23 protein-coding genes are annotated in these 22,709 nt (G+C 73.1%); 13 read left to right on the top strand and 10 right to left on the bottom strand.

Going from position 1 to position 22,709, the window contains the following annotated elements; genetic code table 11:
- Nucleotides 1–30: 30 nt before the first annotated feature.
- Complete coding sequence (locus tag ACVWW9_RS11725; protein WP_456515656.1) at nt 31–924, bottom strand: DUF808 domain-containing protein; 894 nt, start codon at nt 922–924, stop codon at nt 31–33.
- Between the two features lie 89 nt (nt 925–1,013).
- Between ACVWW9_RS11725 and ACVWW9_RS11720 the strand changes: the two genes are divergently transcribed.
- The 11 genes from ACVWW9_RS11720 (at nt 1,014) to ACVWW9_RS11670 (ending at nt 10,210) form a co-directional block, all read left to right on the top strand.
- Entirely contained in the window at nt 1,014–1,322 is a 309-nt protein-coding gene (locus ACVWW9_RS11720) for a KTSC domain-containing protein (RefSeq protein WP_456515655.1), read from the top strand.
- A gap of 16 nt (nt 1,323–1,338) precedes the next feature.
- On the top strand, nt 1,339–1,719 hold the full coding sequence (locus ACVWW9_RS11715) for a hypothetical protein (RefSeq protein ID WP_456515654.1): 381 nt from the start codon (nt 1,339–1,341) through the stop codon (nt 1,717–1,719).
- A gap of 207 nt (nt 1,720–1,926) precedes the next feature.
- Nucleotides 1,927–3,525 (top strand): TIGR04028 family ABC transporter substrate-binding protein, encoded by a 1,599-nt coding sequence (locus ACVWW9_RS11710; protein ID WP_456516028.1) that lies wholly within the window; start codon nt 1,927–1,929, stop codon nt 3,523–3,525.
- A gap of 5 nt (nt 3,526–3,530) precedes the next feature.
- On the top strand, nt 3,531–4,463 hold the full coding sequence (locus tag ACVWW9_RS11705; RefSeq protein WP_456515653.1) for an ABC transporter permease: 933 nt from the start codon (nt 3,531–3,533) through the stop codon (nt 4,461–4,463).
- Entirely contained in the window at nt 4,460–5,308 is an 849-nt protein-coding gene (locus tag ACVWW9_RS11700) for an ABC transporter permease (RefSeq protein ID WP_456515652.1), read from the top strand. The genes ACVWW9_RS11705 and ACVWW9_RS11700 overlap by 4 nt, the downstream gene beginning before the upstream one ends.
- A complete protein-coding gene (locus tag ACVWW9_RS11695; protein ID WP_456515651.1) occupies nt 5,305–6,960 on the top strand; it encodes a dipeptide ABC transporter ATP-binding protein in 1,656 nt (551 codons plus the stop codon). The genes ACVWW9_RS11700 and ACVWW9_RS11695 overlap by 4 nt, the downstream gene beginning before the upstream one ends.
- A complete protein-coding gene (locus ACVWW9_RS11690) occupies nt 6,960–7,988 on the top strand; it encodes an LLM class flavin-dependent oxidoreductase (protein WP_456515650.1) in 1,029 nt (342 codons plus the stop codon). Before ACVWW9_RS11695 ends, ACVWW9_RS11690 begins: the two co-directional genes overlap by 1 nt.
- The gene (locus ACVWW9_RS11685) at nt 7,978–8,619 is read left to right on the top strand and encodes a CMD domain protein (RefSeq protein ID WP_456515649.1); all 642 of its coding nucleotides are present in this window, start codon (nt 7,978–7,980) and stop codon (nt 8,617–8,619) included. Before ACVWW9_RS11690 ends, ACVWW9_RS11685 begins: the two co-directional genes overlap by 11 nt.
- The gene (locus ACVWW9_RS11680) at nt 8,616–9,230 is read left to right on the top strand and encodes an alkylhydroperoxidase domain protein (RefSeq protein WP_456515648.1); all 615 of its coding nucleotides are present in this window, start codon (nt 8,616–8,618) and stop codon (nt 9,228–9,230) included. The genes ACVWW9_RS11685 and ACVWW9_RS11680 overlap by 4 nt, the downstream gene beginning before the upstream one ends.
- Nucleotides 9,230–9,889, top strand: coding sequence for a VOC family protein (locus tag ACVWW9_RS11675; protein ID WP_456515647.1), 660 nt, complete (start codon nt 9,230–9,232; stop codon nt 9,887–9,889). The genes ACVWW9_RS11680 and ACVWW9_RS11675 overlap by 1 nt, the downstream gene beginning before the upstream one ends.
- Nucleotides 9,890–9,973: 84 nt before the next feature.
- A complete protein-coding gene (locus ACVWW9_RS11670) occupies nt 9,974–10,210 on the top strand; it encodes a dodecin family protein (RefSeq protein WP_354260985.1) in 237 nt (78 codons plus the stop codon).
- Between the two features lie 78 nt (nt 10,211–10,288).
- Here ACVWW9_RS11670 and ACVWW9_RS11665 read toward each other — a convergent pair whose 3' ends face one another.
- Both ACVWW9_RS11665 and ACVWW9_RS11660 read right to left on the bottom strand, forming a co-directional pair.
- Nucleotides 10,289–11,518, bottom strand: coding sequence for a cobalamin-independent methionine synthase II family protein (locus tag ACVWW9_RS11665; RefSeq protein WP_456515646.1), 1,230 nt, complete (start codon nt 11,516–11,518; stop codon nt 10,289–10,291).
- 114 nt (nt 11,519–11,632) lie between these two features.
- Nucleotides 11,633–12,034, bottom strand: a complete 402-nt coding sequence (locus ACVWW9_RS11660; RefSeq protein WP_456515645.1) for a (R)-mandelonitrile lyase — start codon at nt 12,032–12,034, stop codon at nt 11,633–11,635.
- Nucleotides 12,035–12,189: 155 nt separating this feature from the next.
- Between ACVWW9_RS11660 and putP the strand changes: the two genes are divergently transcribed.
- Nucleotides 12,190–13,746 (top strand): sodium/proline symporter PutP, encoded by a 1,557-nt coding sequence (gene putP / locus ACVWW9_RS11655; protein ID WP_456515644.1) that lies wholly within the window; start codon nt 12,190–12,192, stop codon nt 13,744–13,746.
- A 99-nt stretch (nt 13,747–13,845) separates the two neighbouring features.
- Here putP and ACVWW9_RS11650 read toward each other — a convergent pair whose 3' ends face one another.
- Genes ACVWW9_RS11650 through ACVWW9_RS11625 form a run of 6 tightly spaced genes read right to left on the bottom strand, consistent with a single transcriptional unit; the run spans nt 13,846 to nt 20,125 of the window.
- Nucleotides 13,846–14,919, bottom strand: coding sequence for an oxidoreductase (locus ACVWW9_RS11650; protein WP_456515643.1), 1,074 nt, complete (start codon nt 14,917–14,919; stop codon nt 13,846–13,848).
- Nucleotides 14,916–16,097: a M20 family metallopeptidase gene (locus ACVWW9_RS11645; RefSeq protein WP_456515642.1), complete on the bottom strand. Its 1,182-nt coding sequence runs from the start codon at nt 16,095–16,097 to the stop codon at nt 14,916–14,918. The genes ACVWW9_RS11650 and ACVWW9_RS11645 overlap by 4 nt, the downstream gene beginning before the upstream one ends.
- Complete coding sequence (locus tag ACVWW9_RS11640) at nt 16,094–17,101, bottom strand: ketopantoate reductase family protein (RefSeq protein ID WP_456515641.1); 1,008 nt, start codon at nt 17,099–17,101, stop codon at nt 16,094–16,096. The genes ACVWW9_RS11645 and ACVWW9_RS11640 overlap by 4 nt, the downstream gene beginning before the upstream one ends.
- Nucleotides 17,098–17,886: an SDR family NAD(P)-dependent oxidoreductase gene (locus ACVWW9_RS11635; protein WP_456515640.1), complete on the bottom strand. Its 789-nt coding sequence runs from the start codon at nt 17,884–17,886 to the stop codon at nt 17,098–17,100. The genes ACVWW9_RS11640 and ACVWW9_RS11635 overlap by 4 nt, the downstream gene beginning before the upstream one ends.
- A complete protein-coding gene (locus ACVWW9_RS11630) occupies nt 17,886–19,199 on the bottom strand; it encodes an MFS transporter (protein ID WP_354261001.1) in 1,314 nt (437 codons plus the stop codon). The genes ACVWW9_RS11635 and ACVWW9_RS11630 overlap by 1 nt, the downstream gene beginning before the upstream one ends.
- A gap of 26 nt (nt 19,200–19,225) precedes the next feature.
- Complete coding sequence (locus tag ACVWW9_RS11625; protein WP_456515639.1) at nt 19,226–20,125, bottom strand: polysaccharide deacetylase family protein; 900 nt, start codon at nt 20,123–20,125, stop codon at nt 19,226–19,228.
- 174 nt (nt 20,126–20,299) lie between these two features.
- Here ACVWW9_RS11625 and ACVWW9_RS11620 point away from each other — a divergent pair, with 174 nt between their 5' ends.
- Nucleotides 20,300–21,340 (top strand): Lrp/AsnC family transcriptional regulator, encoded by a 1,041-nt coding sequence (locus ACVWW9_RS11620; RefSeq protein ID WP_354261003.1) that lies wholly within the window; start codon nt 20,300–20,302, stop codon nt 21,338–21,340.
- A gap of 16 nt (nt 21,341–21,356) precedes the next feature.
- Here the strand turns inward: ACVWW9_RS11620 and ACVWW9_RS11615 are convergent, their stop codons facing one another.
- A complete protein-coding gene (locus tag ACVWW9_RS11615; RefSeq protein WP_456515638.1) occupies nt 21,357–22,667 on the bottom strand; it encodes an alpha-amylase family glycosyl hydrolase in 1,311 nt (436 codons plus the stop codon).
- Nucleotides 22,668–22,709 lie beyond the last annotated feature (42 nt).

Below are 22,709 nucleotides of genomic sequence, written 5' to 3'. Positions count from 1 at the left end.
TGCGGCTCGCGGTCTTCCGGGAGCCGCACGTCAGTGCGCGGTGCCGACCGGCGCCCTCCGCTTGAGGAGGCGGGCGACACCGAGCACGATCCCGACGACGACGATGCCGAGCACGAACCCGAGCACGGCGGACACGGCGGTGTCGGCGAGCCAGACGATGACCGGGCCTGCTGCGTCGACCGCGTTCGTCACCGCGTGGAGCAGGTCGTAGGGGGCGTGCCAGATCGTCTCGGCGAGGTTGGCGATCACGAGGTGCCCGCCGACCCACAGCATGGCGACCGTTCCGACGACGCTGATGACCTTGAACACGACCGGCATGGACCGGACGATGCGTGCACCCGTGGCGCGCGCCGCCGGCGCCTCCTTGACCATGAGGTGCAGCCCGATGTCGTCGATCTTGACCAGCAGGGCGACGGCGCCATAGACGATCGCCGTCATCCCGAGGCCGATCACCACGAGTGCCGCGAGGGTCATCCAGATGCCGAGGTCCGGGTCGAGGCTCGCGAGCGAGATGAGCATGATCTCGGTGGAGAGGATCAGGTCGGTGCGGACGGCCCCGGACACCAGCTTCTTCTCGTCGCGCACCTCGGTGTCATGGGCGGCGTGATGGAAGCCGAACCACTCCATGACCTTCTCGGCGCCCTCGAAGCACAGGTACGTCCCACCCACGATGAGCAGGTACGGCAGCACCCAGGGTGCGAACGCCGAGAGGAGGAGCGCGAGCGGGATGATGATGAGGAACTTGTTGAGCAGGCTTCCTCGCGCGATCCGCCAGACCACCGGCAGCTCGCGTGCCGGGCTGAGCCCCTGCACGTACTGCGGGGTGACGGCGGCGTCGTCGATGACGACGCCGGCGGTCTTCGCGCTCGCCTTGAGGGCGGCAGAGAGTATGTCATCGACGACGGCGAGCAGGCCGACCGACATGGGAGCTCCTCAGGGGTTGTTGCACCAGGTGCAGCGGTGGCGACGGGGCCGAGCATGCGCTTCGCCCGCATCCATTCTCCCTTGCCGAGATGGACGAAGGCCTCGCCGACGTCGTGGAGGCGGCCCGCCGCGCTCGCGTGACGGCTGCCGTGCGCCGAGGCGGCCGACAGGGCTACCGTTGGCGCATGCCGCGGATGCAGCACGTGGAGTCGTCGAGCGTCGACGCGGTCGGCTTCGATCCCGCGCGCAACGAGCTCACCGTCCGGTTCGTGAGCGGCGACACCTACGTCTACGGCATGGTGCCGCGCGCCATGTTCGAGGCGCTGCTCACCGCCGACTCGATCGGGCGGTTCGTGAACGAGCGCATCAAGCCGCGCCACCCGGTGCGAGGCTCGTGATGCTGCGGGACGCCTGATGCTCACCCTCGCGCTCGCCCGCCGCATCCGCGATGCCGGCGTGCTCTGGGAGCCCGCGCCCGGCGACCGCTTCACGATCGACCGCGAGAGCGTCGCCGGCGACGTGTTCTGGATCAGCCACCTCACGATCGACGTGCACGTCATCCAGGGGCAGCCCGTGCTCGGCTTCAACGGCACCACGGAGTGGGCGCTCGACTCCGTGAGCCTCGACGACGCGCTGTGGCTGCCGAGGGAGGACCAGCTGCGCGAGCTGGTCGGCGACCGCCTGCTCGCGCTCGAGGCCGGCGACGGTTGGGTCGTGCGGACGGTCGACGGGCGCTTCCGCGACCCCGACGTCGAGGTCGCCTATGCGCTCGCGCTCCTCGCCGCCTTGGAGTGACCCTCCCAGCCTGCGTGACCCGCTCCCAGCCTGTGTGACGTCATGTTGCGCCGCGAGGTGCGACCGGCCTCCGTGATCGGCTTTGCTTGTGCCAGCACCAAGCACCGCTTATGGAGGTCCATCGTGATCCGCACCACCCCCCAGCGCACACCGCTCCGCCGACGGCCGTCCGTCCGACTCGCCGTCGCAGCCGGCGTCGCCTCGACGATGGCCCTGACGGCGTGCACCGCGGGCGAGGCGGCGGCACCGGGCGCCGCCAGCGATGGCCCCGTCACCGGCGGCACGCTCACCTACCTCGAGCACCAGGCCTACACGACGCTCTACCCGCCGGCCGCGGGCTTCTACCCCAACGGCGCGCTCGTGAACAACCTCACCGCACGGCTGCTGCACCAGGACCCCGAGACGCTCGAGCTCGAGCCCTGGATCGCCACCGCGCTCCCGGAGATCAACGACGACGCGACGGAGTACACCTTCGACATCCGCTCCGACGTGACGTACTCCGACGGCACGCCACTGACCGCCGAGAACGTCGTCGCCAACCTCGACCTGTTCGGGCTCGGCGACCAGGACCGCGCGCTCATCGTCTCGGAGGCCGTCAACAACTACGAGCGCGGCGAGGTCGTCGACGACGACACCGTGCGCTTCCACTTCCGCGCCCCGGCGCCCGGGTTCGCCCAGGCCGTGTCGACCATCAACTCCGGCCTGCTCGCCGACGCGACGCTCGAGCGCGACTCCGAGGGCTTCGGCCCCGGCAACGCCGCCGAGATCATCGGCGCCGGCCCCTTCACGGTCGAGTCCGAGGAGGTGGGCACGAGCATCCGCCTCGCCGCCCGCGAGGACTACGCGTGGGGGCCGCCGTCGGCCGAGAACCAGGGCCGCCCCTACGTCGACGCCGTCGACATCGTCATCGCCCCTGAGGACAGCGTGCGCATCGGCTCGCTCGCCTCGGGCCAGGCGCACATCGCGCGCCAGGTCGAGCCGCAGCACGAGGAGCAGGTCACGAGCGCAGGGCTCTCGCTGCACGCCGCGCAGACGAACGGCGTCAACAACGGGCTCAGCTTCCGCTTCGACCACCCGCTGCTGCAGGACATCGACGTGCGGCGGGCGCTCATCGCCGGCATCGACCGCGAGGAGGTCGTCTCGTCGATCTTCTCGGACGCCTACCCGCTCGCGACCTCGTCGCTCTCGAGCACCGCGCTCGGCTACAGCGAGCAGGAGGACGCCTACGCCTACGACCCCGACCTCGCCGAGCAGCTGCTCGACGACGCCGGCTGGGTCGTCGGCGCCGACGGCATCCGCGTCCGCGACGGGCAGCGGCTGCACCTCGTCGTCAACGAGGCGCTCCCCCAGCCCCGCTCCCGCGACGTCATCACCCTCGTCGCGCAGCAGCTGCGCGAGATCGGCGTCGAGCTCGAGCTCTTCCAGGGCGACCAGGCCGCCCAGACCGCCGCGTCGACCGACATCGACCAGATCCAGATCTACCACTCGATGGTCGGCCGGGCGGACTTCGACGTCATCAAGAGCCAGTTCTCGATCGACAACCGCAACACGCTGCTGAACGAGGGCGCGGACGGCCAGCCGATCGACGCCGAGCTCGAGGCGCTGCTCCAGCAGGTCGCCTCCGAGCCCGACACCGAGGCCCGCGCCGCCGCATCCGCCGCCGTCCAGGCCCACCTCACCGAGCAGGCCTACGTGCTGCCGTTCTTCGAGGAGCCGCAGGTCTACGGCGTGCAGCCGCAGGTGCACGGCTTCGAGACCGAGTCGGTCGGCCGCCCCACGCTCTCGGGCGTGTGGCTCGAGGGGTGAGCCGGATGCGCTTCGCACTCCGCCGCACCGGTCAGGCCGCGCTCGTCGTCGTCGCGACGTTCGTGCTCGCCTTCCTGCTGCTGCAGGCGCTGCCGGGCGACGCGATCGTCGCCCGGTACGCGAGCCCGGAGCTCGGCCTCACCGCGGCGCAGCTCGACGAGCTGCGCGCCGTCTACGGCACCGACCAGCCGATCTGGGTGCAGCTGTGGCAGTCGGCCGCCGGCTTCCTGACCGGCGACCTCGGCACCTCGCTGCAGAGCGGCGCGAGCGTCGAGACGCTGCTCGCCGCCGCCCTGCCTTCGACGCTGCTGCTCGCGTCGCTCGGCTTCGTCGTCGCGGTGCTGCTCGCCGTCGGCATCGCGGTGGCCGCGACGAACGGCCCCGGATGGCTGCGTCGCGGCTTCCGCTCGCTCCCGCCGCTGTTCGTCTCGATCCCGGTGTTCTGGCTCGGCATCGTGCTGCTGCAGGTGCTCTCGTTCCGGCTCGGCCTCGTGCCCGTCATCAACGCGAGCCCCGCCGAGGCGCTGATCCTGCCCGTGCTCACGATCGCCGTGCCGATCGCGGCGCCGCTCGCGCAGGTGCTCATCCGCAGCATCGACGACACCGTCGCCGAGCCGTTCATCGCGGTCGCCCGCTCGCGCGGCGCCGGCCCCGGCTGGGTGCTGTCGCGCGAGGTCGCGCGCAACGCGCTGCTGCCGACGCTCACGATCGCGGGCGTCCTGTTCGGCGAGCTCGTCGCCGGGGCGGTCGTCACCGAGACGGTGTTCGCCCGCTCCGGGCTCGGGCGGCTGACGCAGGAGGCCGTCGCGAACCGCGACATCCCGGTGCTGCAGGCGATCGTCGTCATCTCAGCGATCGGCTTCGTCGTCATCAACCTGGTCGTCGACCTCGTCTCCCCCGCGATCGACCCGCGCCTCCGCCGGGCGGTGCACGCATGAGCGCGATCACCGCCGTGCTCGGCGAGCGCACCGCGCGGCCGTCGGCCCGGCCTCGCCCGGCGGCGACGCTCGTGCTCGCCGTCGTGGTGCTCGCGATCGCGCTCGCCTGGGCCGTGCTGCCGTGGTTGTTCACCGCGCAGGACCCGATCGCGGGCGTCGCCGCGGATGCGCTGCAGGCGCCGAGCTCCGCGCATCCGTTCGGCACCGACGCGACCGGCCGCGACCTGCTCGCCCGCGTCATCTTCGGCGCCGGCAACTCTCTCTCCGGCGCGGCGATCGCCGTGCTCGTGGGGCTCGTCGTGGGCACCGCCATCGGCGTGCTCGCCGGCTCGCTCGGCGGACTGCTCGAGGAGGCGCTCATGCGCGTCGTCGACGTGCTGCTCGCCATCCCCGGGCTGCTCCTGGCGCTCAGCGTCATCGTGCTGCTCGGCTTCGGGGTCGCGAACGCGGCGATCGCCGTGGGCGTCACGTCCATCGCCGTCTTCGCCCGGCTCGCCCGCTCGCAGGTCGTGCGCGTGCGTCGCAGCGACTACGTCGAGGCGGCGTTCGGCTCCGGCGGCACGTTCCTCGGCGTGCTCGGCCGCCACGTGCTGCCGAACTCGCTCGGGGCGGTGCTCGCGCTCGCGGCGCTGCAGTTCGGCAGCGCCATCCTGCAGATCTCGACGCTCGGCTTCCTCGGCTACGGCGCACCCCCGCCCATCCCGGAGTGGGGCCTACTCATCGCCGAGAGCCGCGACTACGTGGCCACCGCCTGGTGGCTCACCACTCTGCCCGGCGTCGTCGTCGCCGGCGTCGTCCTCTCGGCGAACCGCGTCGCCGCCGCCATCAGGGAGAGAAGCGCATGACCGATCCACTGCTCCGCATCACCGACCTCGCCGTCTCCTACCGCTCGCGAAGCGGCCGCCGCACCGCGGTCGACGGCGTCAGCCTCGAGCTCGGCCGCGGCGAGGTGCTCGCGCTCGTCGGCGAGTCCGGCTCCGGCAAGACCACCATCGGCCAGTCCGTCATCGGCCTGCTCGCCCCCGGCGGGCGCGTCCACCGCGGCGCGATCGAGCTGCAGCTCGCCGGCGGCCCGCTCGACCTCACCCGACTGCCCGCGCGTGCGGTGCAGGAGCTGCGCGGGCGCCGCATCGCGCTCGTCCCGCAGGACCCCGGCACCTCGCTCAACCCCGTGCGCACCATCGGGGCCTCCGTCGCCGCGCCGCTGCGCATCCACCGCTGGGGCACGCCCGACCGCATCCGCCGCCGCGTCGTGGAGCTGCTCGACCGCGTCGGCCTCGACGACCCCGAGCGGCGTGCCGGGCAGTACCCGCACGAGCTCTCGGGCGGCATGCGGCAGCGCGCCCTCATCGCCGCCGCGATCGCGCTCGAGCCCGAGCTGATCATCGCCGACGAGCCGACGAGCGCGCTCGACGTCACCGTCCAGCGACGCATCCTCGACCTGCTCGACGACCTGCGCGACGAGCTCGGCTCGAGCGTGCTGCTCATCACCCACGACCTCGCGGTCGCGGCCGAGCGCGCCGACCGCATCGCCGTGCTCCGCGCCGGTGCCGTCGAGGAGGCCGGCGCGACGAGGGAGGTGCTGCGCCAGCCGGCGAGCACCTACACGGCCGAGCTGCTCGCCGACGCGCCCGCGCTCGACGACGAGTCTCCGAGGCCGCCGCGGCTGCCCGGCGAGCCGTTCCTCGTCGTCGACCGCCTCGTGCACGACTACGGGCGCGGCCGGGATGCGTTCCGCGCCGTCGACGACGTCTCGTTCGCGGTGGAGCGCGGCACGACGCACGCCCTCGTCGGCGAGTCCGGCTCGGGCAAGACGACCATCGGCCGCGCGGTGGCGGGCTTCCACGGCCCGTCGAGCGGCGACATCCGGATCGGCGCGCACGACGTGCCGGCCGAGCGCCGGGACCGCGCGCTCCGCCGCGTCGTCCAGCTCGTCTCGCAGAACCCGTACGCCTCGCTCGACCCGCGCCGCACCGTCGGCCAGACGATCGGCGAGCCGCTGCGCAACTGGCGGCCGGCCGACGGCGGCGTGCGCGATCGCCGAGCGCTCGCCCGTCGCGTCGCGACCGCCCTCGACCGCGTCGCGCTGCCCGCCGACGTCGTCGACCGGCTGCCTGCCGAGCTGTCCGGCGGACAGCGGCAGCGCGTCGCGATCGCCCGCGCGCTCATCATCGAGCCGGAGCTCGTGGTGCTCGACGAGGCGGTCTCGGCGCTCGACGTGACCGTGCAGTCGCAGATCCTCGAGCTGCTCGAGCAGCTCCAGCGCGAGCTCGGCCTCACCTACCTCTTCATCACCCACGACCTCGCGGTCGTGCGTCGCATCGCCGACACCGTCACGGTGCTGCGGCGCGGCCGGGCGGTCGAGACGGGCACCGCGCACCAGGTGCTCGGCCAGCCGCAGCACGAGTACACGAGGGCGCTGCTCGACGCGGTGCCCGCACCCGACTGGCTGCGGGACCTCCGCGGCCCGCGACGACCCCAGCTGGAGGTGGCGTGATGGCGCCCTCGATCGGATTCTTCACCCGCGTCCTCGACGACGCCTCGGCACCGGAGCGGTACCGCATCGCGCTCGACCAGGTGGCGCTCGCGGAGCAGCTCGGCTACCGCACCGCCTGGGTCGCCCAGCACCACCTCGACGGCGCCGAGGGCGGCCTGCCCTCCCCGTTCGTGCTGCTCGCGGCGGCCGCGGCCCGTACGTCGCGCATCCGCCTCGGCACGGCGATCCTCACGCTCGCGCACGAGCAGCCCGCGCGCGCGGCGGAGGACGCCGCGGTGCTCGACGCGATCGCCGACGGCCGCGTCGAGCTCGGCCTCGGCACCGGCGGCAGCCCGCGCACCCTCAGCGCGTTCGGCGAGGACGCCGCGCACCGCCGCGCCATCTACGACGCGAAGCTCGTGCGGCTGCGCTCGCTGCTCGACGGCTCCGCCGATGTCGAGCTCTACCCGCGCGCCCTCGGGCTCGCCGACCGCATCTGGCAGGCCACGTTCTCGGCGGAGGGTGCGCGCACCATCGGCGCGCAGGGAGACGGGCTCATGCTCTCGCGCGTGCAGCCGCCGCCCGCCGACCTGCCCGCCGGCGCCTCGCCGCCGCGCGTGTGGGAGGTGCAGCGGCCGCTGGTCGACGCCTACCGCGAGGCGCTGCCCGCGGGCGTCGCCCCGCGCGTGCTCACCTCGCGCAGCGTCGTCGTCGTCGACCCGGCAGAGCGCCGGTCGGTGCGGGCGCTCGCCGAGCAGGGCATCGGGCGGCAGCTCGCGCAGCTGCAGGGCGTGACGCCCGGCTCGCTCTCGATCGACGAGCTGCTCGAGCGCAGCGAGACCCACCTCGGCACACCCGCCGAGGTGATCGACTCGCTCGCCGCCGACGTCGTCGCCGCCGGCGCCACCGAGGTGTCGGTCCAGGTCCATTCGGTCGATCCGCACCCGGCCGTCGCGGCGCGATCGATCGAGCTGTTCGCGCGAGAGGTCGCGCCCGCGCTCGGCTGGAAGGTCGCGCACGCACTGCAGGAGGAGCGCCATGTCGCATGACGTCATCGATCACCTCGCCGAGATCTCCGCGGGATCCCGGCTCGACGAGATCCGCCGGGCGAGGCCGGACGCGCGCGAGCACGCGCAGCAGAGCTTCCTCGCGCTGCTCGAGCCCGCCGAACCGGGGCAGCTCTCGCTCGCCGACCGGTACGCGGTCGCTGCCTACGTCGCGCTGCTGCACGACGGCACTGCGACGCCGACGCGGGCGGCCGCCTTCTACCTCGAGCTGCTCGGCGACGAGGCGGATGCCGACCTCGTGCGCGCCGTGCGCCGCGCGGCCGACGAGGGACGGGCATCCGGCCCCTACGGCGACTACCGCGAGCCCGGCCTCGCCGACGAGGCACGGCCCGGCCCGGCCGCCGTCGTCGACCGCGCGGCGATCCCCGCGCGGCTCGCCGCGGCGCTCGAGCACGCGCACCTGCTCGTGCTGCACCCGCGCGACGCGCGACCGGCATCGCTCCGCGCGCTCGTCGACGCCGGCTGGGAGGCCGACGCCATCGTGTCGCTGAGCCAGCTCGTCGCGTTCCTCGCGTTCCAGCTGCGCCTCGTGCACGGCCTGCGGGCGCTCGCCGCCACGCCGGCCGCGGGCGACACCCCCACCCACCACGAGCTGCAGGAGGCACGCACATGAGCGGCACGCACGACCGCACACCGATCCTGGACCACCCCGAGCTGCGACGGCCCGAGGCCTTCACGCAGCGGGGTCTCGGCTGGGCGCCGTGGGCGCCGCCAGTCCCGGAGGACGAGCTCACCGACGTGCAGCGGCACGCGCTCGTCGAGGCCTCGCGCTCGTCGAGCCCCTACTTCCGGCTGCTCGCGCGCGACCCCGAGGCGCTCCGCGCCCGCACGCTCACCGACCTCGACATCTTCGGCAACGAGGCGGGCGGGCTGCCGCGCTGGGAGCGCGAGCTCTCGGCCGCCGCGGCGTCGCGCGTCAACGGCTGCGTCTTCTGCGCCTCCGTCCACGCGCGGGCGGCCTCGAGGCTCTCGGACCGCACCGACGACGTGCAGCGCCTGCTCGACGAGGGCGTCGGCGCGCGCGTCGACGAACGGTGGGACGCGATCGTCGACGCCTCCGCGGCGCTGACCGCGACCCCGGCAGCGTTCGGTCCCGAGCACGTCGAGCGGCTGCGCGCCGCGGGCATCGACGACGCCGGCATCGTCGACCAGATCGCCGGCGCGGCGTTCTTCAACTGGGCGAACCGGCTGATGCTGTCGCTCGGCGAGCCGGAGGTCGTCTGATGGGCGCGCCCGCGATCCTCGACCACGTGGTGCTGGCCGGCCCCGACCTCGCCGCGACGATCGACGAGGTCGAGCGGCGCACCGGCGTGCGCGCCCCGCTCGGCGGCCGCCACCCGGGCGGCACCGCGAACGCGCTCATCGCGTTCACCCGCGGCGGCCGACGCGTCAAGCAGTACCTCGAGCTGATCGGGCCCGACGCCGAGGGCGGCTGGACGGCATCCGAGGTCGGCCGGTTCGGCATCGCCGCGCTGCCGGCGCCCGCCGTCGTGAGCTTCGCCATCGCACCCCATGACCTCGACGCGACCGTGGAGCGCGCGACCGCGGCGGGCGCCGGCATCGGCGCGGTGGTGCCGCTGTCGCGACGCACGCCCGACGGCCGCGAGCTCGCGTGGCGGCTCGGGCTGCCGGAGGACGAGCGGCAGCCGCCGTTCCTCATCGACTGGGGCGACACGGCGCATCCGGCGCTCGACGACATCCCTGCGCTCGAGCTGCTGGCGGTCCGGCGGCTCGCGACCGACGTCGCCGCGGAGACTGCGCGGCTCAGCGCGCTGGGCGTCGAGGTGGGCGACGGACGCCATGCGCTCGAGGTCGTCGCAGCCGACGCCGAGGGCATCGAGATCGAGGTCGAGGTCGACGGCCTGCCGGTCGTGCTGCGCTGAGAGGCGGGCCCTTCCGCTCCTCCGGGATCCGCGCTTGGCTGTCGGTGCGGGGACTTCCCCGCACCGCGGTCAAGGAGGACGGCAATGGCATCTGTCGCACGCATCACGACGATCAGCGCTCGCTCGGAGCAGAGCTTCGAGGACGCGATCACGCAGGGCATCGCCCGGGCGGGTCAGACGCTCCGAGGGATCGAGGGCGCCTGGGTCAAGGACCACGTCGTCAACATCAAGGACGGCAGCATCACGTCGTGGCAGGTCAACCTCGAGGTGACGTTCGTCCTCGACGATGCCGGCGCCGCGGTCGACGCGTCATCCGACTGACGTCGGGTCCGACGGACCCGGCCTGAGCGCGGCGACGGTGCACGCCGCCGCCGCGCTCCGGCGCGCCTGACCGGAGGGTCAGACGATCGAGACCGAGGCGCCCAGGCGCTGCTCGGCGAGCAGCGCGCCCCGGCCGAGCGACTCGAGCTTGGCGACGGCGATCGACGGGTGGATGCGTCCACCCAGCCCGCAGTCGGTCGACGCGATGACGCGCTCCGGGCCGACGATGCGCGCGAACCGCTCGATGCGGTCGGCGACGAGCTCGGGATGCTCGACCACGTTCGTCGCGTGGCCGATGACGCCGGGCGCGATGCGCTTGCCGTCGGGCAGGGCGACCTGCTCCCAGACGCGCCACTCGTGCTCATGGCGCGCGTTCGCCGCCTCGAACGAGTAGCTGCCCGCGTTGACCTCGAGCACGAGGTCGACGATCTCGGCGAGGCCGATGTCGGTCGTGTGCGGGCCGTGCCACGAGCCCCAGCAGAGGTGCAGGCGCACCTGCTCCTCGGGGAGCCCGCGGATCGCGTGGTTGAGCGCCTCGACGCGGATGCGCGTGAAGTCGAGGTAGTCCTCGATCGACGGCTCGGGGTTGATCTGGTCGAAGTTCTCGGCGAGCGAGGGGTCGTCGATCTGCACGATGAGGCCGGCGTCGACGATGGCCCGGTACTCCTCGCGCAGCACCTCGGCCCACGCCCAGATGTGCTCCTCCTCGCTGCCGTAGTGGCGGTTCGCGATGCGCGACGCCGAGCCCGGAGACAGGGCGGTGAGGAAGCCCTGCTCGGCGCCCGATCCCGCGAGGCCCGCCTGCAGGTTGGCGATGTCGGCGGCGATGGCGTCCTGGCCGATGTAGCGGAGCGCCCCGGTCGTGGCCGGGAACGCGGTCGCGGGCGTCGACTCGAGCAGGGGGTGCTCCGGGTCGAGGTAGGCGTCGGCGAACCGCACCCAGTCGCGCCGGTCCGGGAACGACGTCAGGCGGATGTCGCCGGGCGCCGAGCGCTGCGGTGCCTCGGTGAAGATGTCCTCGCCGGTGACCTCGAGGCCCGCGACGCGCTGGAAGACGTAGCTCCACCAGGCGCCGTAGTCCTGCGCGCTCGACATCGCCTTGCCGTACTCGCCGTCGCCGACGATCGTGACGCCCAGCTCGCGCTGGCGGCGCACGAGGTCGGCGACCGCGGCGCTGAGCAGCGACTCGAACTCGGGAGTGCGCTCGAGCGTGAGGCCGTCGGCCGCGAGCGTGCGCGCGGCGTTGGCCGCGAGCAGCTCGGGCGTGCGGGGCAGGCTGCCGGCGTGCGAGACGTCGATGCGGGGCATGGTGACCTTCCGGTGGCGGGGACGAGTGGTCGCGACGCTACCGACGCTCGGCGCGCGCATCGACTCCCCCGGTCACGCTTCGTCACACATCCGTCGGGCCGCGCCTTCCCGTCGTCAGCGCGGCGCGCGGTACTCCTCGTCCGAGACGTGGTCGCCCCAGATCGCGCTCGGCTCGCCGTCGGGCGTCTCCCACAGCGCGAGGTGGGTCATGAAGCTGTCGGGTGCCGCACCGTGCCAGTGCTCCTCGCCGGGCGGCGTGACGACGGTCTGGCCCGCGCGCACCTCGACGACCTCGCCGCCGCGCGCCTGCATCCAGGCGACGCCCTCGACGACGCGGAGCGTCTGCCCGCCCGGGTGCGAGTGCCATGCGGTGCGCGCGCAGGGCGCGAAGCGCACGAGGCCGGCGCTCATGCGCTGGCCCTCCTGCTGCGGGCTCGCGACGGGGTCGAGCCAGACGTCGCCGGTGAACCACTCGGGCGGGTTCTTGACGGTGGGCTGCTGCGGCTGGATCTGCATGGGAACCATGCCACCGCACGCGCGCCCGCGCAGGAAGGCCCTGCTGAGACGGGGCCTGGCGGTGCCTGCCTCACGGCGCCCCATGTGACCGTTCGCATCCATTCCTGTGCGCAGACCCTGCGTAGGCTGGGTGCCGACCCCACGAGGAGACGACGATGTCAGACACAACCTTCCAGCTGCTCGCGATCGCGATCTACTTCGCCGCCATGATCGGCATCGGCGTGTACGCGGCGCGCAAGACGAAGAGCCACGAGGATTACATGCTCGCCGGGCGCGAGCTCAGCCCGTTCACCGCAGCCCTCTCCGCGGGCGCGTCGGACATGTCCGGCTGGCTGCTCATGGGCCTGCCCGGCGCGATCTACGCCGCCGGCCTCATCGAGGCGTGGATCGCCATCGGCCTCACGATCGGCGCCTACCTCAACTGGAAGCTCGTCGCCCCGCGCCTGCGCGCCTACACCGAGGTGGCTAGGAACTCGATCACGATCCCGAGCTTCTTCGAGAACCGCCTGCGCGACCGCACGCGGGCGCTGCGCCTCGTCTCGGGCATCATCATCCTGGTCTTCTTCACCTTCTACGTCTCGTCCGGGATGGTCGCCGGCGGCGTCTTCTTCGAGTCGACGTTCGGCGCGAACTACATCTGGGGCATGCTGCTCGTGAGCGGCGTCACGCTGCTCTACACGCTCTTCGGCGGCTTCCTCGGGGCGTCGCTGACGGATGTCGTGCAGGGGCTGATGATGGTCATCGCGCTGATCCTCATCCCGGTCATCGCCTTCTTCACGGTCGGCGGCCTGCAGGGCGTGCAGGAGGGCATCACCGACTCCGGCGCGGAGCTCAGCGGCCTCATCCCCACGGACGTCGACGGCATGGTCGTGCTCGGGATCATCTCGTCGCTCGCCTGGGGCCTCGGCTACGTCGGCCAGCCGCACATCATCGTGCGGTTCATGGCGCTCAAGTCCGTCGCCGCGGCGAAGCCGGCGCGTCGCATCGGCATCAGCTGGATGGTCATCTCGCTCATCGGCGCCGTCGTCTCGGGCTTCATCGGCATCGCGTTCGTGCAGCAGTCCGGCATGCAGATCGACAACCCCGAGACGGTCGTGCTCGCGATGTCGCAGGCGCTGCTGCACCCGTTCGTCGCCGGCCTCGTGCTCGCCGCCGTGCTCGCCGCGATCATGTCGACGCTCTCGAGCCAGCTCATCGTCTGCTCGTCCGCGCTCGTCGAGGACCTCTTCCAGGTCTTCGTCAAGCGGCAGCCGTCGCAGAAGGTGCTCGTGCTGCTCGGCCGGGCGTGCGTGCTCGCCGTCGCCGCGGTCGCCGCGGTGCTCGCGATCAACCCGTCCGACACGATCCTCGGCCTCGTCGGCTTCGCCTGGGCAGGCTTCGGCGCCGCCTTCGGCCCGATCGTGCTGCTGAGCCTCTTCTGGCGCCGGCTCACCGCGATGGGCGCGCTCGCCGGCATGATCGTCGGCGCCGCGACCGTGTTCATCTGGGATGCGATCGAGCAGGCCACCGAGATCGGCTTCTTCACGCTCTACGAGATCGTGCCGGGCTTCGTGCTCAACCTCGTCGTCGCCATCGTCATCAGCCTCGTGGTGCACCGCCACGACCCCGAGGTCGACGAGGAGTTCACCCGCACGGGCCAGATCGTTGCCCTCAAGCCCGGGGAGTCCCACGTGAGCGCGGCGGCTGCGGCCGACCGCAACGCCCTGCCCTGATCGGCGAGGCCGACCTGCGAGGGGTGGGCGTGCGCGAGAGGGTGGGCCTGCGGGCCCACCCCTCACGCGTGCGGCCACCCGTCGGTGACGGGACGTCGCTCAGTACGCGCGCCGGTACTGCTGCGGATGCCAGTCGACGTCGACGCCGAGCTCCCCCGCCCAGCGGATCGGCAGGTTCGGGTCGCGGAGCGCCGCTCGCCCCACGCGCACCGCCGCGACGCCGCCGCGCAGCACGGCGTTCGCCTGCTCCGCGGTCTCGATGAGGCCGACGGCCGACACCGGCACGCCCTCTGCGGCGATGCGCTCGGCGAGGTGCACCTGGTAGCCGGGGCCGACCGGGATCTCGGCGAGCACGACCCCGCCGGACGACGCGTCGACGAAATCTGCGCCCGCCTCGAGCGCCCAGGCCGCGACCTGCGCCGCCTGCTGCTCGTCGAGCCCGCCGTCGGTCCAGTCGGTCGCCGAGAGGCGCACGAGCACCGGCAGCGCCGGCAGCTCGGCGCGGATGGCGCGCACGACGTCGAGCAGCAGCCTCGCGCGCCCGGCGAGGTCGCCGCCGTACCCGTCGGTGCGGCGGTTGGTCAGCGGCGAGAGGAACTGGTGCAGCAGGTAGCCGTGCGCGCCGTGCACCTCGACGACGTCGAAGCCGGCCTCGACCGCGCGGTGGGCCGCCGCGACGAAGGCCGCGACGATCCCGTCCAGCTCGCTCGTGGCGAGCGCCCGCGGCGCCGCGAGGCCGAGGATCGCCTCGTCCGACGCGGAGACCGTCTGCCAACCGCCGTCGTCGATCGGCACGGAGCCGCGGCGATCGCCGTCCCTGCCGAACCCGGCGAAGGTGCTGGCCTTGGCGCCGGCGTGGCTGAGCTGCACCCCGATCGCGGCACCCGCCTGGTGCGCGAAGTCGACGATCGGCCGCCAGGCGTCGCGCTGCTCGTCGTTCCACAGCCCGGTGTCCTGCCGGGTGATCCGCCCCTCCGGCACGACCGCGGTCGCCTCGACCACGAGCATCCCGGTGCCGCCGGACGCGAGCGCGCCGTAGTGCACCCGGTGCCATGCGGTCGGGACGCCGTCGTAGGCCATCACCGAGTACTGGCACATCGGTGCGATCCAGATGCGGTTGCGCACGCGCAGGCCGCGCACCTCGATGGGATCGGTGATCGACCGCGCGCTCACCGGGACGCCGCCGACGCCGCCTCGGCCACGGGCTCGGCGCTCCCGAGCCGCCCCAGCACGAGCGCCGCGATGGCGCTGCGCTCGAGCATCCCGTCGATGCTGATCCACTCGTGCCGCGCGTGCGCGCCGTCGCCGACCGCGCCGAGGCCGTCGAGGACGGGCAGCCCGAGCGCTGCGGCGAAGTTGCCGTCGCTCGCGCCGCCGACCGAGATCTCGCGCACCACCGTGCCGAGCTCCTCCGCGGCCGACTCGGCGAGCGCGAACAGCCGCGCGGTGCCGTCGGACCGCGGCATCACCGGGCGGTTCCAGCCGCCGGCGACCTCGACGGAGGCGCCGTCGCGGTGCGGGGCGAGCTCCGCGAGCAGCGCGTCGATCCTGGCCCGCTCCGCGTCGTCCGACACGCGCACGTCGACGAGCGCCGTCGCCGTGCCCGCCGTGACGTTCGATCGCGAGCCGCCGTGCAGCGTGCCGACGTTGACGCTCGTGCCCGCGGCGAGGTCGCTCGCGCCGTGCAGCGCGAGCACCACGCGCGCGATCTCGTCGATCGCGCTCACGCCGCGCTCGGGGTCGAGGCCCGCGTGGCCCTCGATGCCCCGCGCCGTCACCTCGAAGATGCCGACGCCCTTCCGCGCCGTCTTGAGCGCGCCCTCCGCGCTCGCCTCGAAGACGAGCACCGCGTCGCAGTCGACGACCTCCGCCTCGATCGCGGGGCGGGAGGCGGGCGACCCGATCTCCTCGTCGCCGTTGAGCACGAGGCGGATGGCGGGCAGGGGCAGCCCGGCGGCGCGGGCGGCGCGGATGGCCCAGACCGCCTGCACGAGCCCCGACTTCATGTCGAACGCGCCGGGACCGGTCAGCCGGTCGCCCTCGATGCTGACGGGCCAGCCGGCGAGCGTGCCGAGCGGCCAGACCGTGTCGTAGTGGCAGAGGATCGCGACCTGCCCGGCGCCGCCGCTCGCGGCGATGTCGAGGATCGCGATGTCGCCGTGGGGGCCGCCGTCGACGATCCGCTCGGCATCGGGCGCGCCCAGGCGCTCGGCGACCCAGCCGCGCACCCAGTCGAGCCCCGCGTCGAGTGCGGCGCGGTCGTCCGAGGGCGTCTCCTGCTCGAGGTACGCGACGAGGTCGGCGACCATCGCGTCGCGCGCATCCTCGATGTACGTGCGGACCGCGCTCATGCTGCCGCCATCCCGTCGAGCTCTGCGAGGTGCGCCTCGTCCATCGCGATCGCGCCCGTCTCGAGCCGCACGATCGCGTCGACGAGCCAGGCGGTGAGCGGCGTCGGGATGCCGTGCCGCTCCCCCGCGGCCACGACCGGTCCGTACTGCGTCGGCACCTCGGTGCGACGACCGCGCACGGCGATGTCGCGCCAGATCCCGGACCGCTTCTTCGTCTGCGTGGCGAGCCACGCGACGAGGCCGTCGGTCGCGGCGTCAGCCTCGGCGTCGCCGGCGAGGTAGTCGCCCGGCACGAAGGCGTCGAACCCCTCGAGGGCGATGCCCTCCGCGGTCGCGACGGACAGCACCTCGCGCACGAGCGCGTGCATGCCCGTGCGGTGCCGGTCGATGAGGTCGCCCATGTCGGCGTCGGCGAGCGCGGTCGCGACGAGCATCGCGCCGAAGCCGAGCTTCGACCAGAGGAAGCCGTCGACGTTGTCGGTGACGATCGGCTCGCCCCAGTGCCGGAGGTCGTGGGCGAGGGTGCGCACGCGGTCGCTCACCGGGCCGGCGTGCTCGCCGAGCGCGATCGCGCCGATCCCGCCGTCCTGCACGACCCCGGGGCCGATCACGTCGGCGAAGAGGTCGACGAACGCGGCCACGGTCCGATCGGCCCCGACGTGCGAGGCGATCGTCGCCTCGTTGAGGCCGTTCTGCATCGACGCGACCCAGCCGTCGTCGGCGAGCCGCGGCGCGATCCAGGCGGCGACGCCGTCGGTCGCCTGCGCCTTCACCGCGAGCAGCACGGCGCCGAGCTGATCGGGCGCCTCGTCCGGGGTGCTGATCGGCAGCCGCGCGCGCAGCGCGCCGCTCGGCTGCTCGATGCGCAGGCCGTGCTCGCGCACGGCCGCGACGTGGGCGGCGTCGGCGTCGATGAGCTGCACGTCGGCTCCCGCGAGGTGCAGGTGCACCGCGAGGGTGCCCCCGATGGCGCCCGCGCCGACGATCGTGTACTGCGAGGTCATGCGAGACCCTCCTCCTGGCCGATGGCCGTCCAATGCTGCGGCAGGTGCCATGCGCCGGTGGACGATCCGCCGTCCACGCGCAGCACCTCGCCGGTGATCCACTCCGCCTCGTCGCCGGCGATCCACACGACCGCGCGTGCGATGTCGGCGGGCTTCCCGCGCCGGCCGAGCGGCGTGCCGCCGACGGCGTCGGCGTACTCCTCGGTCACGGGGTTGACGTCGCTGTCGACCTCGACGAAGCCGGGCGCGACCGCGTTCACGCGGATGCCGTGCTGGCCGAGCTCGAGCGCCGAGGCGCGCGTCGCCGCCTCGAGCGCGGCCTTCGACGTCGAGTACGGCGCCGCACCCGGTCGGGCGCGCAGTGCCGCGCCCGACGAGATGTTGACGACGCTCGCCTGCCTGCCCGCCGCGATCGCGCGGGTGGCGAGGGCGACCGTGAGCAGCACCGGTGCTCGGCTGTTGACGTCGAGCACGAAGTCCCACGTACGCGCGTCGAGCTCGAGGAAGGGCGTCGCCGGGTAGACCCCCGCGCTCGAGACGAGCACGTCGACGGGGGCGTGCGCCCAGGCGGCGTCCATCACCTCGACGTGCGCGTGCTCGCCGCGCAGGTCGGCCGCGATCGTGGTGCACGACGCTCCCCCGGCGGCGCGCACGGCCTGCGCGGTCTCCTCGAGCGGTGCCGCGTGCAGGTCGACGAGCGTCAGGGCGTCGCCGCCGCGCGCGAACGCGATGGCGACCTCCCTGCCGATCCCGCTGCCGGCGCCGGTGACGAGCACGTGGCGCATCAATCGAGCTCCTTGCCCTTGGTCTCCGGCATCGTGAGATACACGACGAGGCCGATGGCGGCAGCGGCGGACGCGTATGCCCACACCCAGTCGCCGAATCCGCTCGTGTTCATCCAGGTCGTGATGTAGGGCGCGGTGCCGCCGAAGATCGCGACGGCGAGCGCGTAGGGCAGGCCGATGCCGGTGGCGCGGACCTCCGGCGGGAACTGCTCGGCCATGATGACCGCGCAGTTCGCCGAGTAGCCGACGAGCAGGACGACGCCGATGAGCTCGATGGCGAGCAGGGTCCAGAAGTCACCGTTGAGCAGCGTGAAGGCGGGCCAGGCGAAGATCAGGAAGCCGCCGGCGAACATCGCCATCGTGGGCTTGCGCCCGATCTTGTCGGACAGCAGGCCGCCGAACGGCAGCAGCACGATGAAGACGATCATGGCGATGACGTTGGCGAGCAGGGCGAGGTTCAGCGGGATGCCCGTGGTCACCGACGCGTACGTCGGCATGAAGTTGACCCACATGTAGTAGAGCAGCGTGCCGGCGATGGTGATGCCGAAGACGCGCAGGCTCGCACCCGGGTGGTCGACGATCATGCGGACGAAGGCGTTGTGGCGACGCGGCGACGCGGCCTGCTGCACGCGTTGCTTGCCCGTCGCGAACGAGTCGGTCTCCTCGACCGAGCGGCGCAGCCACAGCCCGACGAAGCCGAGCGACGCGGCGAAGATGAAGGCGATGCGCCAGCCGTAGCTGTCGATCGCGTCGTCCGGCAGCGTCGTGGTGATGACGGTGCCGACGCCGGAGGCGATGAGCACGCCGGCGGCCACCGAGACCTGCTGCCACGAGCCGGCGAAGGCCCGGCGCTTGGGCGCGGCCGACTCCACCAGGAAGGCGGAGGCCGAGCCGAACTCGCCGCCCGCGGCGAAGCCCTGCGCGAGGCGCGCGAGCACCAGCAGCAGCGGCGCCGCGATGCCGACCTGCTCGTAGGTGGGCGCGAGGCCGATCGCGAGGGTGGCGACGGCCATCAGGGTGATCGTGAAGAGCAGCCCCCGCTTGCGACCGTGGCGATCGGCGTACGAGCCCATGACGGCCGCGCCCACAGGGCGCATGATGAAGCCGACGGCGAAGATCGCGAGGGTCGAGAGCAGGGCCGCGATGTCGTCGCCCGGCGGGAAGAAGTGGTGGGCGAAGATCGACGAGAAGGTCGAGTAGATCGCCCAGTCGACGAACTCGACGGCGTTGCCGATGCTGCCGGCGACGATGGCCTTGCGGCCCTTCTTGCTGAGCTTCGTCTGGTGGACGGTCTCGCTGATGGTGGTGGTCATGGCTGCTTCTCTCGAGGTGCTGCGGGTCAGAGGAGGGTGCGGACGTGCGATGCGAGGTCGGCGTGCGTGCCGATCCAGACGTCGTCGAAGGAGCGGATGTGGGCCAGGAGGTCGTCCAGGATCCGGATCCGCGAGCGGTGCCCGATGATGTGCGGGTGCATCGTGAGCTGGAAGAGGCCGCCCTCCGCGCGCGCTGCATCGAACTCGTCGATCCAGATCTGCGTCAGCTGGCGGGGCGGCATGTGGGGGCGGAGGCCGCCGAAGCGGTCCATCATCAGGTACGGCGCGTCGTCGCGGATCCACTCGACGGGGATCTCGACGACGCCTGTCCGCTCGCCGCGCTCGAGCAGCTCGTAGGGCTCCGAGTCGGCCATGAGCGACGAGTCGTACGCGAAGCCGAGCTCGCGGATGACGCGCAGCGTGCTCCCGGAGAAGTCCCACGACGGGGTGCGGATGCCGGTGGGTCGCACACCGGTCTGCGACTCGAGCACGTCGAGGCTGCGACCGACGAGGTCGAGCTCGTCCTCGTACGTGAGCGCCGTGTTGCGCTCGTGGATCCAGCCGTGGACCGCGAGCTCGTGGCCCGCGGCGACGTAGCCGGGCGCCTCGTCGGGGCGCAGCAGGGCGCAGACGGCGGGCATGTAGAACGAGGCGGGCGCCTCGTGGCGGCGCAGCAGCTCGAGGATGCGCGGCACCGCGACGCGCGCGCCGTACTCCCCCTGGGCCATCCGGCCGGGTGACGTCTCGCCGTCGCGCAGCGACGGCGTCTCGTGGTCGGAGTCGAACGACAGGGCGACCGCGACGCGCGCGCCCTCGGGCCATCGGGCTGCGGGGTCGTCGCTCACGAGCGATGCGCCGGCGCGCACGTGCTCGACGTGCGAGCGCCACTCCGCTTCGGTCCACTGCCACGGCTGCTGCGATTCCATGTGCTCTCCCTTGAGGCGATCGATGCCGCTTCCGCGTCACCATCTCCGCCAACTGTAGGCAGAACGGTAGCGCGACGCAAGCGTCATGGGCATTCCGATCATGTTTGGCGCATGTAACGGCAATCTTCGCCAACTGCTCCGGCCGCGACGCCGCGCCATCGGTATCGTGAGGCCATGCAGCGCTTCCCGCCCGGCGAGCTCCCGGCCCTCCTCGACGCGACCGACCTCGACATCGTCGCCGCGCTGCACATCGCGCCGCGCGTGCCGACGGCAGTGCTCGCCGACGTCCTCGGCATGCCCACGAGCACCGCGAACCGCCGGCTGGCGCGCATGCAGCAGGACCACCTGCTCCGCACGGTCGGCCGCTACGCGTGGCAGCTCATCACCTCGAGCAACCCCTTCGAGCTCTGGATCACCTCGGCGCCCGGCGAGTCCCGCGCGGTGCTCGAGCAGCTGCTGCGCATCCCGGATGTGCAGTTCGCGATGCACGCCAGCGGACCGGCCGACATCTACGCCAACCTCTACCCGCTGCGCGGCTCCGACCCGGAGGAGCTGCTCACCGAGCGCATCCCGTCCATCCCCGGCGTGCGCGCGATCGACAGCCGCATGATCCTCGAGTCGGCCAAGGTCGGCCAGTCGTGGCGGTTCCAGCGGCTGGCCGACGAGCAGGTCGCGACGCTCGAGCAGCACCGCACCCCCGTCTCGGAGCCGCCGCTGCGGAGCCTCGACGACCTGTCCGAGCTGGAGTTCCAGACGATGCGGGCGCTCGGCGCGAACGCGCGCGTCTCGGCGGCCGAGGTGGCGCGGCAGGTCGGCACCTCCCCGTCGACGGCGTCACGGGCCATCCGGATGCTGCTGGCGACCGGTGCCGTCTCGCCGCGCGTCGAGATCCAGCCGGAGCTCGTCGGCTATCCGCTCAACGCGGTCGTCTCGATCGACGTGCGGCCACGAGCGGTGCAGTCGCTGCTCGACTCGCTCGTCGACCACCCCAGCGTGCGGCTGCTGAGCACCGTCACGGGCGACGCGCCGGTGAGCCTCTACGCCGTGTTCGCAGGTCCCGCCGACCTCTCGCGCTTCGTGCTCGACGACCTCGGCAGCCGGCGCGACGTGCGCTCCACCTCGAGCGTCGTCGCCCTGCGCCTGCAGCGCCGCTACTGGATCGACCGCGACGGCCACCACCTCGGGGCGCAGGTCGAGGGCGTGCTGCGGCGGTAGTCGCCGGCGCGGCGCGTCAGCTGCTGAGCACCGCCCAGCCACGCGGCGGGAGCGCCACGCGATCGCCCGCGAGCTCGCCGACACCGGCGAGCACCTGCGTCGCGTCGGCGACGGGGAGGCGCACGGCAGCGTCGGTGACGTTCAGCGCCGTGACGATCGCCGCATCCGCTGTCGCCGTGCGCAGCACGATCGTCCCGTTCTCGACGGCGACGACGTCGGTGTGCGCGCGCGTGAGCCATGGGTGCCGGCGGCGGATCGCGATCAGGGTGCGGTGCAGGTCGAGCACGCCGCGCGTCGCGTCGTCGAGCTCGTCGGCGGGCGCCGGTCGGTCGGGGAACTCCGGCCGGATGGCGTCGTCGCCGCCCCAGCGCTCCTCCTTCAGCCCCTCGAGGCCCAGCTCGTCGCCCGCGTACACCGACGGCGTGCCCGCGACCGTGCACAGCACCGCGAGCGCGTGCGGCACGAGGTCGGGGCCGACCGCGGTCGCGATGCGCGTCACGTCGTGGTTGCCGAGGAAGGTGTAGGGCACGAACGTCGCGAGCAGCGCGTTGTGGCGGCCGATCGCGTGCTCGAGCTCGAAGAGGTTGCGCTCGGCGAGGCTGTGCCAGATGCCCTGCCACAGCTCGTACTGCGTGACCGCGTCCATCGTCGACGACTCGACGATCTCGGCGTACTCGCCGTGGATGACCTCGCCGAGGAACCACGCGTCCGGGTGCTGCTCGCGCACCGCGGGCAGCACGCGCGCCCAGAACTCGCTCGGCACGCTGTAGGCGGCGTCGAGCCGCCAGCCGTCGATGCCGCGGCCGAGCCAGTGCAGCATGACGCGCGTCACGAGCTCGGCGGCGGCGTCGCCCGCGTGGTCGAGCGCGACGAGCGCCTCGTGGCCCTCGAAGACCTCGGCGTCGCCGCCCGCGCCGAGCTGGAAGAGCGCCGCCTCATCGCTGCCGGGATCCGCGAGCGCCGCCTGGAAGGCCGGGTGCTCGCGCCCCACGTGGTTGAAGACGCCGTCGAGCAGCACGCGGATGCCGCGCTCGTGCGCCGCCGCGACCAGGTTGTCGAAGTCCGCGTCATCGCCCAGCCGCGGGTCGATGCGGAAGTGGTCGGTCGTGTCGTAGCCGTGCGTGGTGCTCGCGAAGACCGGACCGAGCGCGATGCCGTTCAGCCCGAGCTCGACGACGTGGTCGAGCCACGCCTCGAGGCGCGGCAGCCGGTGCACGATCGGCTCGGCCTCGGGATCTTCCCGGTCGCGGATCTGCGCGCCCGTGAACCCGAGCGGGTAGACGTGCCACCACATCGCCGACAGGGACCAGTGCTCGGGATCGCGCATCCCACCATTGTGGTGCGTGCGCCGCTCGCGTCCCTGCGAGGC

This window comes from Agrococcus sp. UYP33 (assembly GCF_054060915.1).
This window is presented reverse-complemented; position numbering and strand designations above follow the sequence as displayed.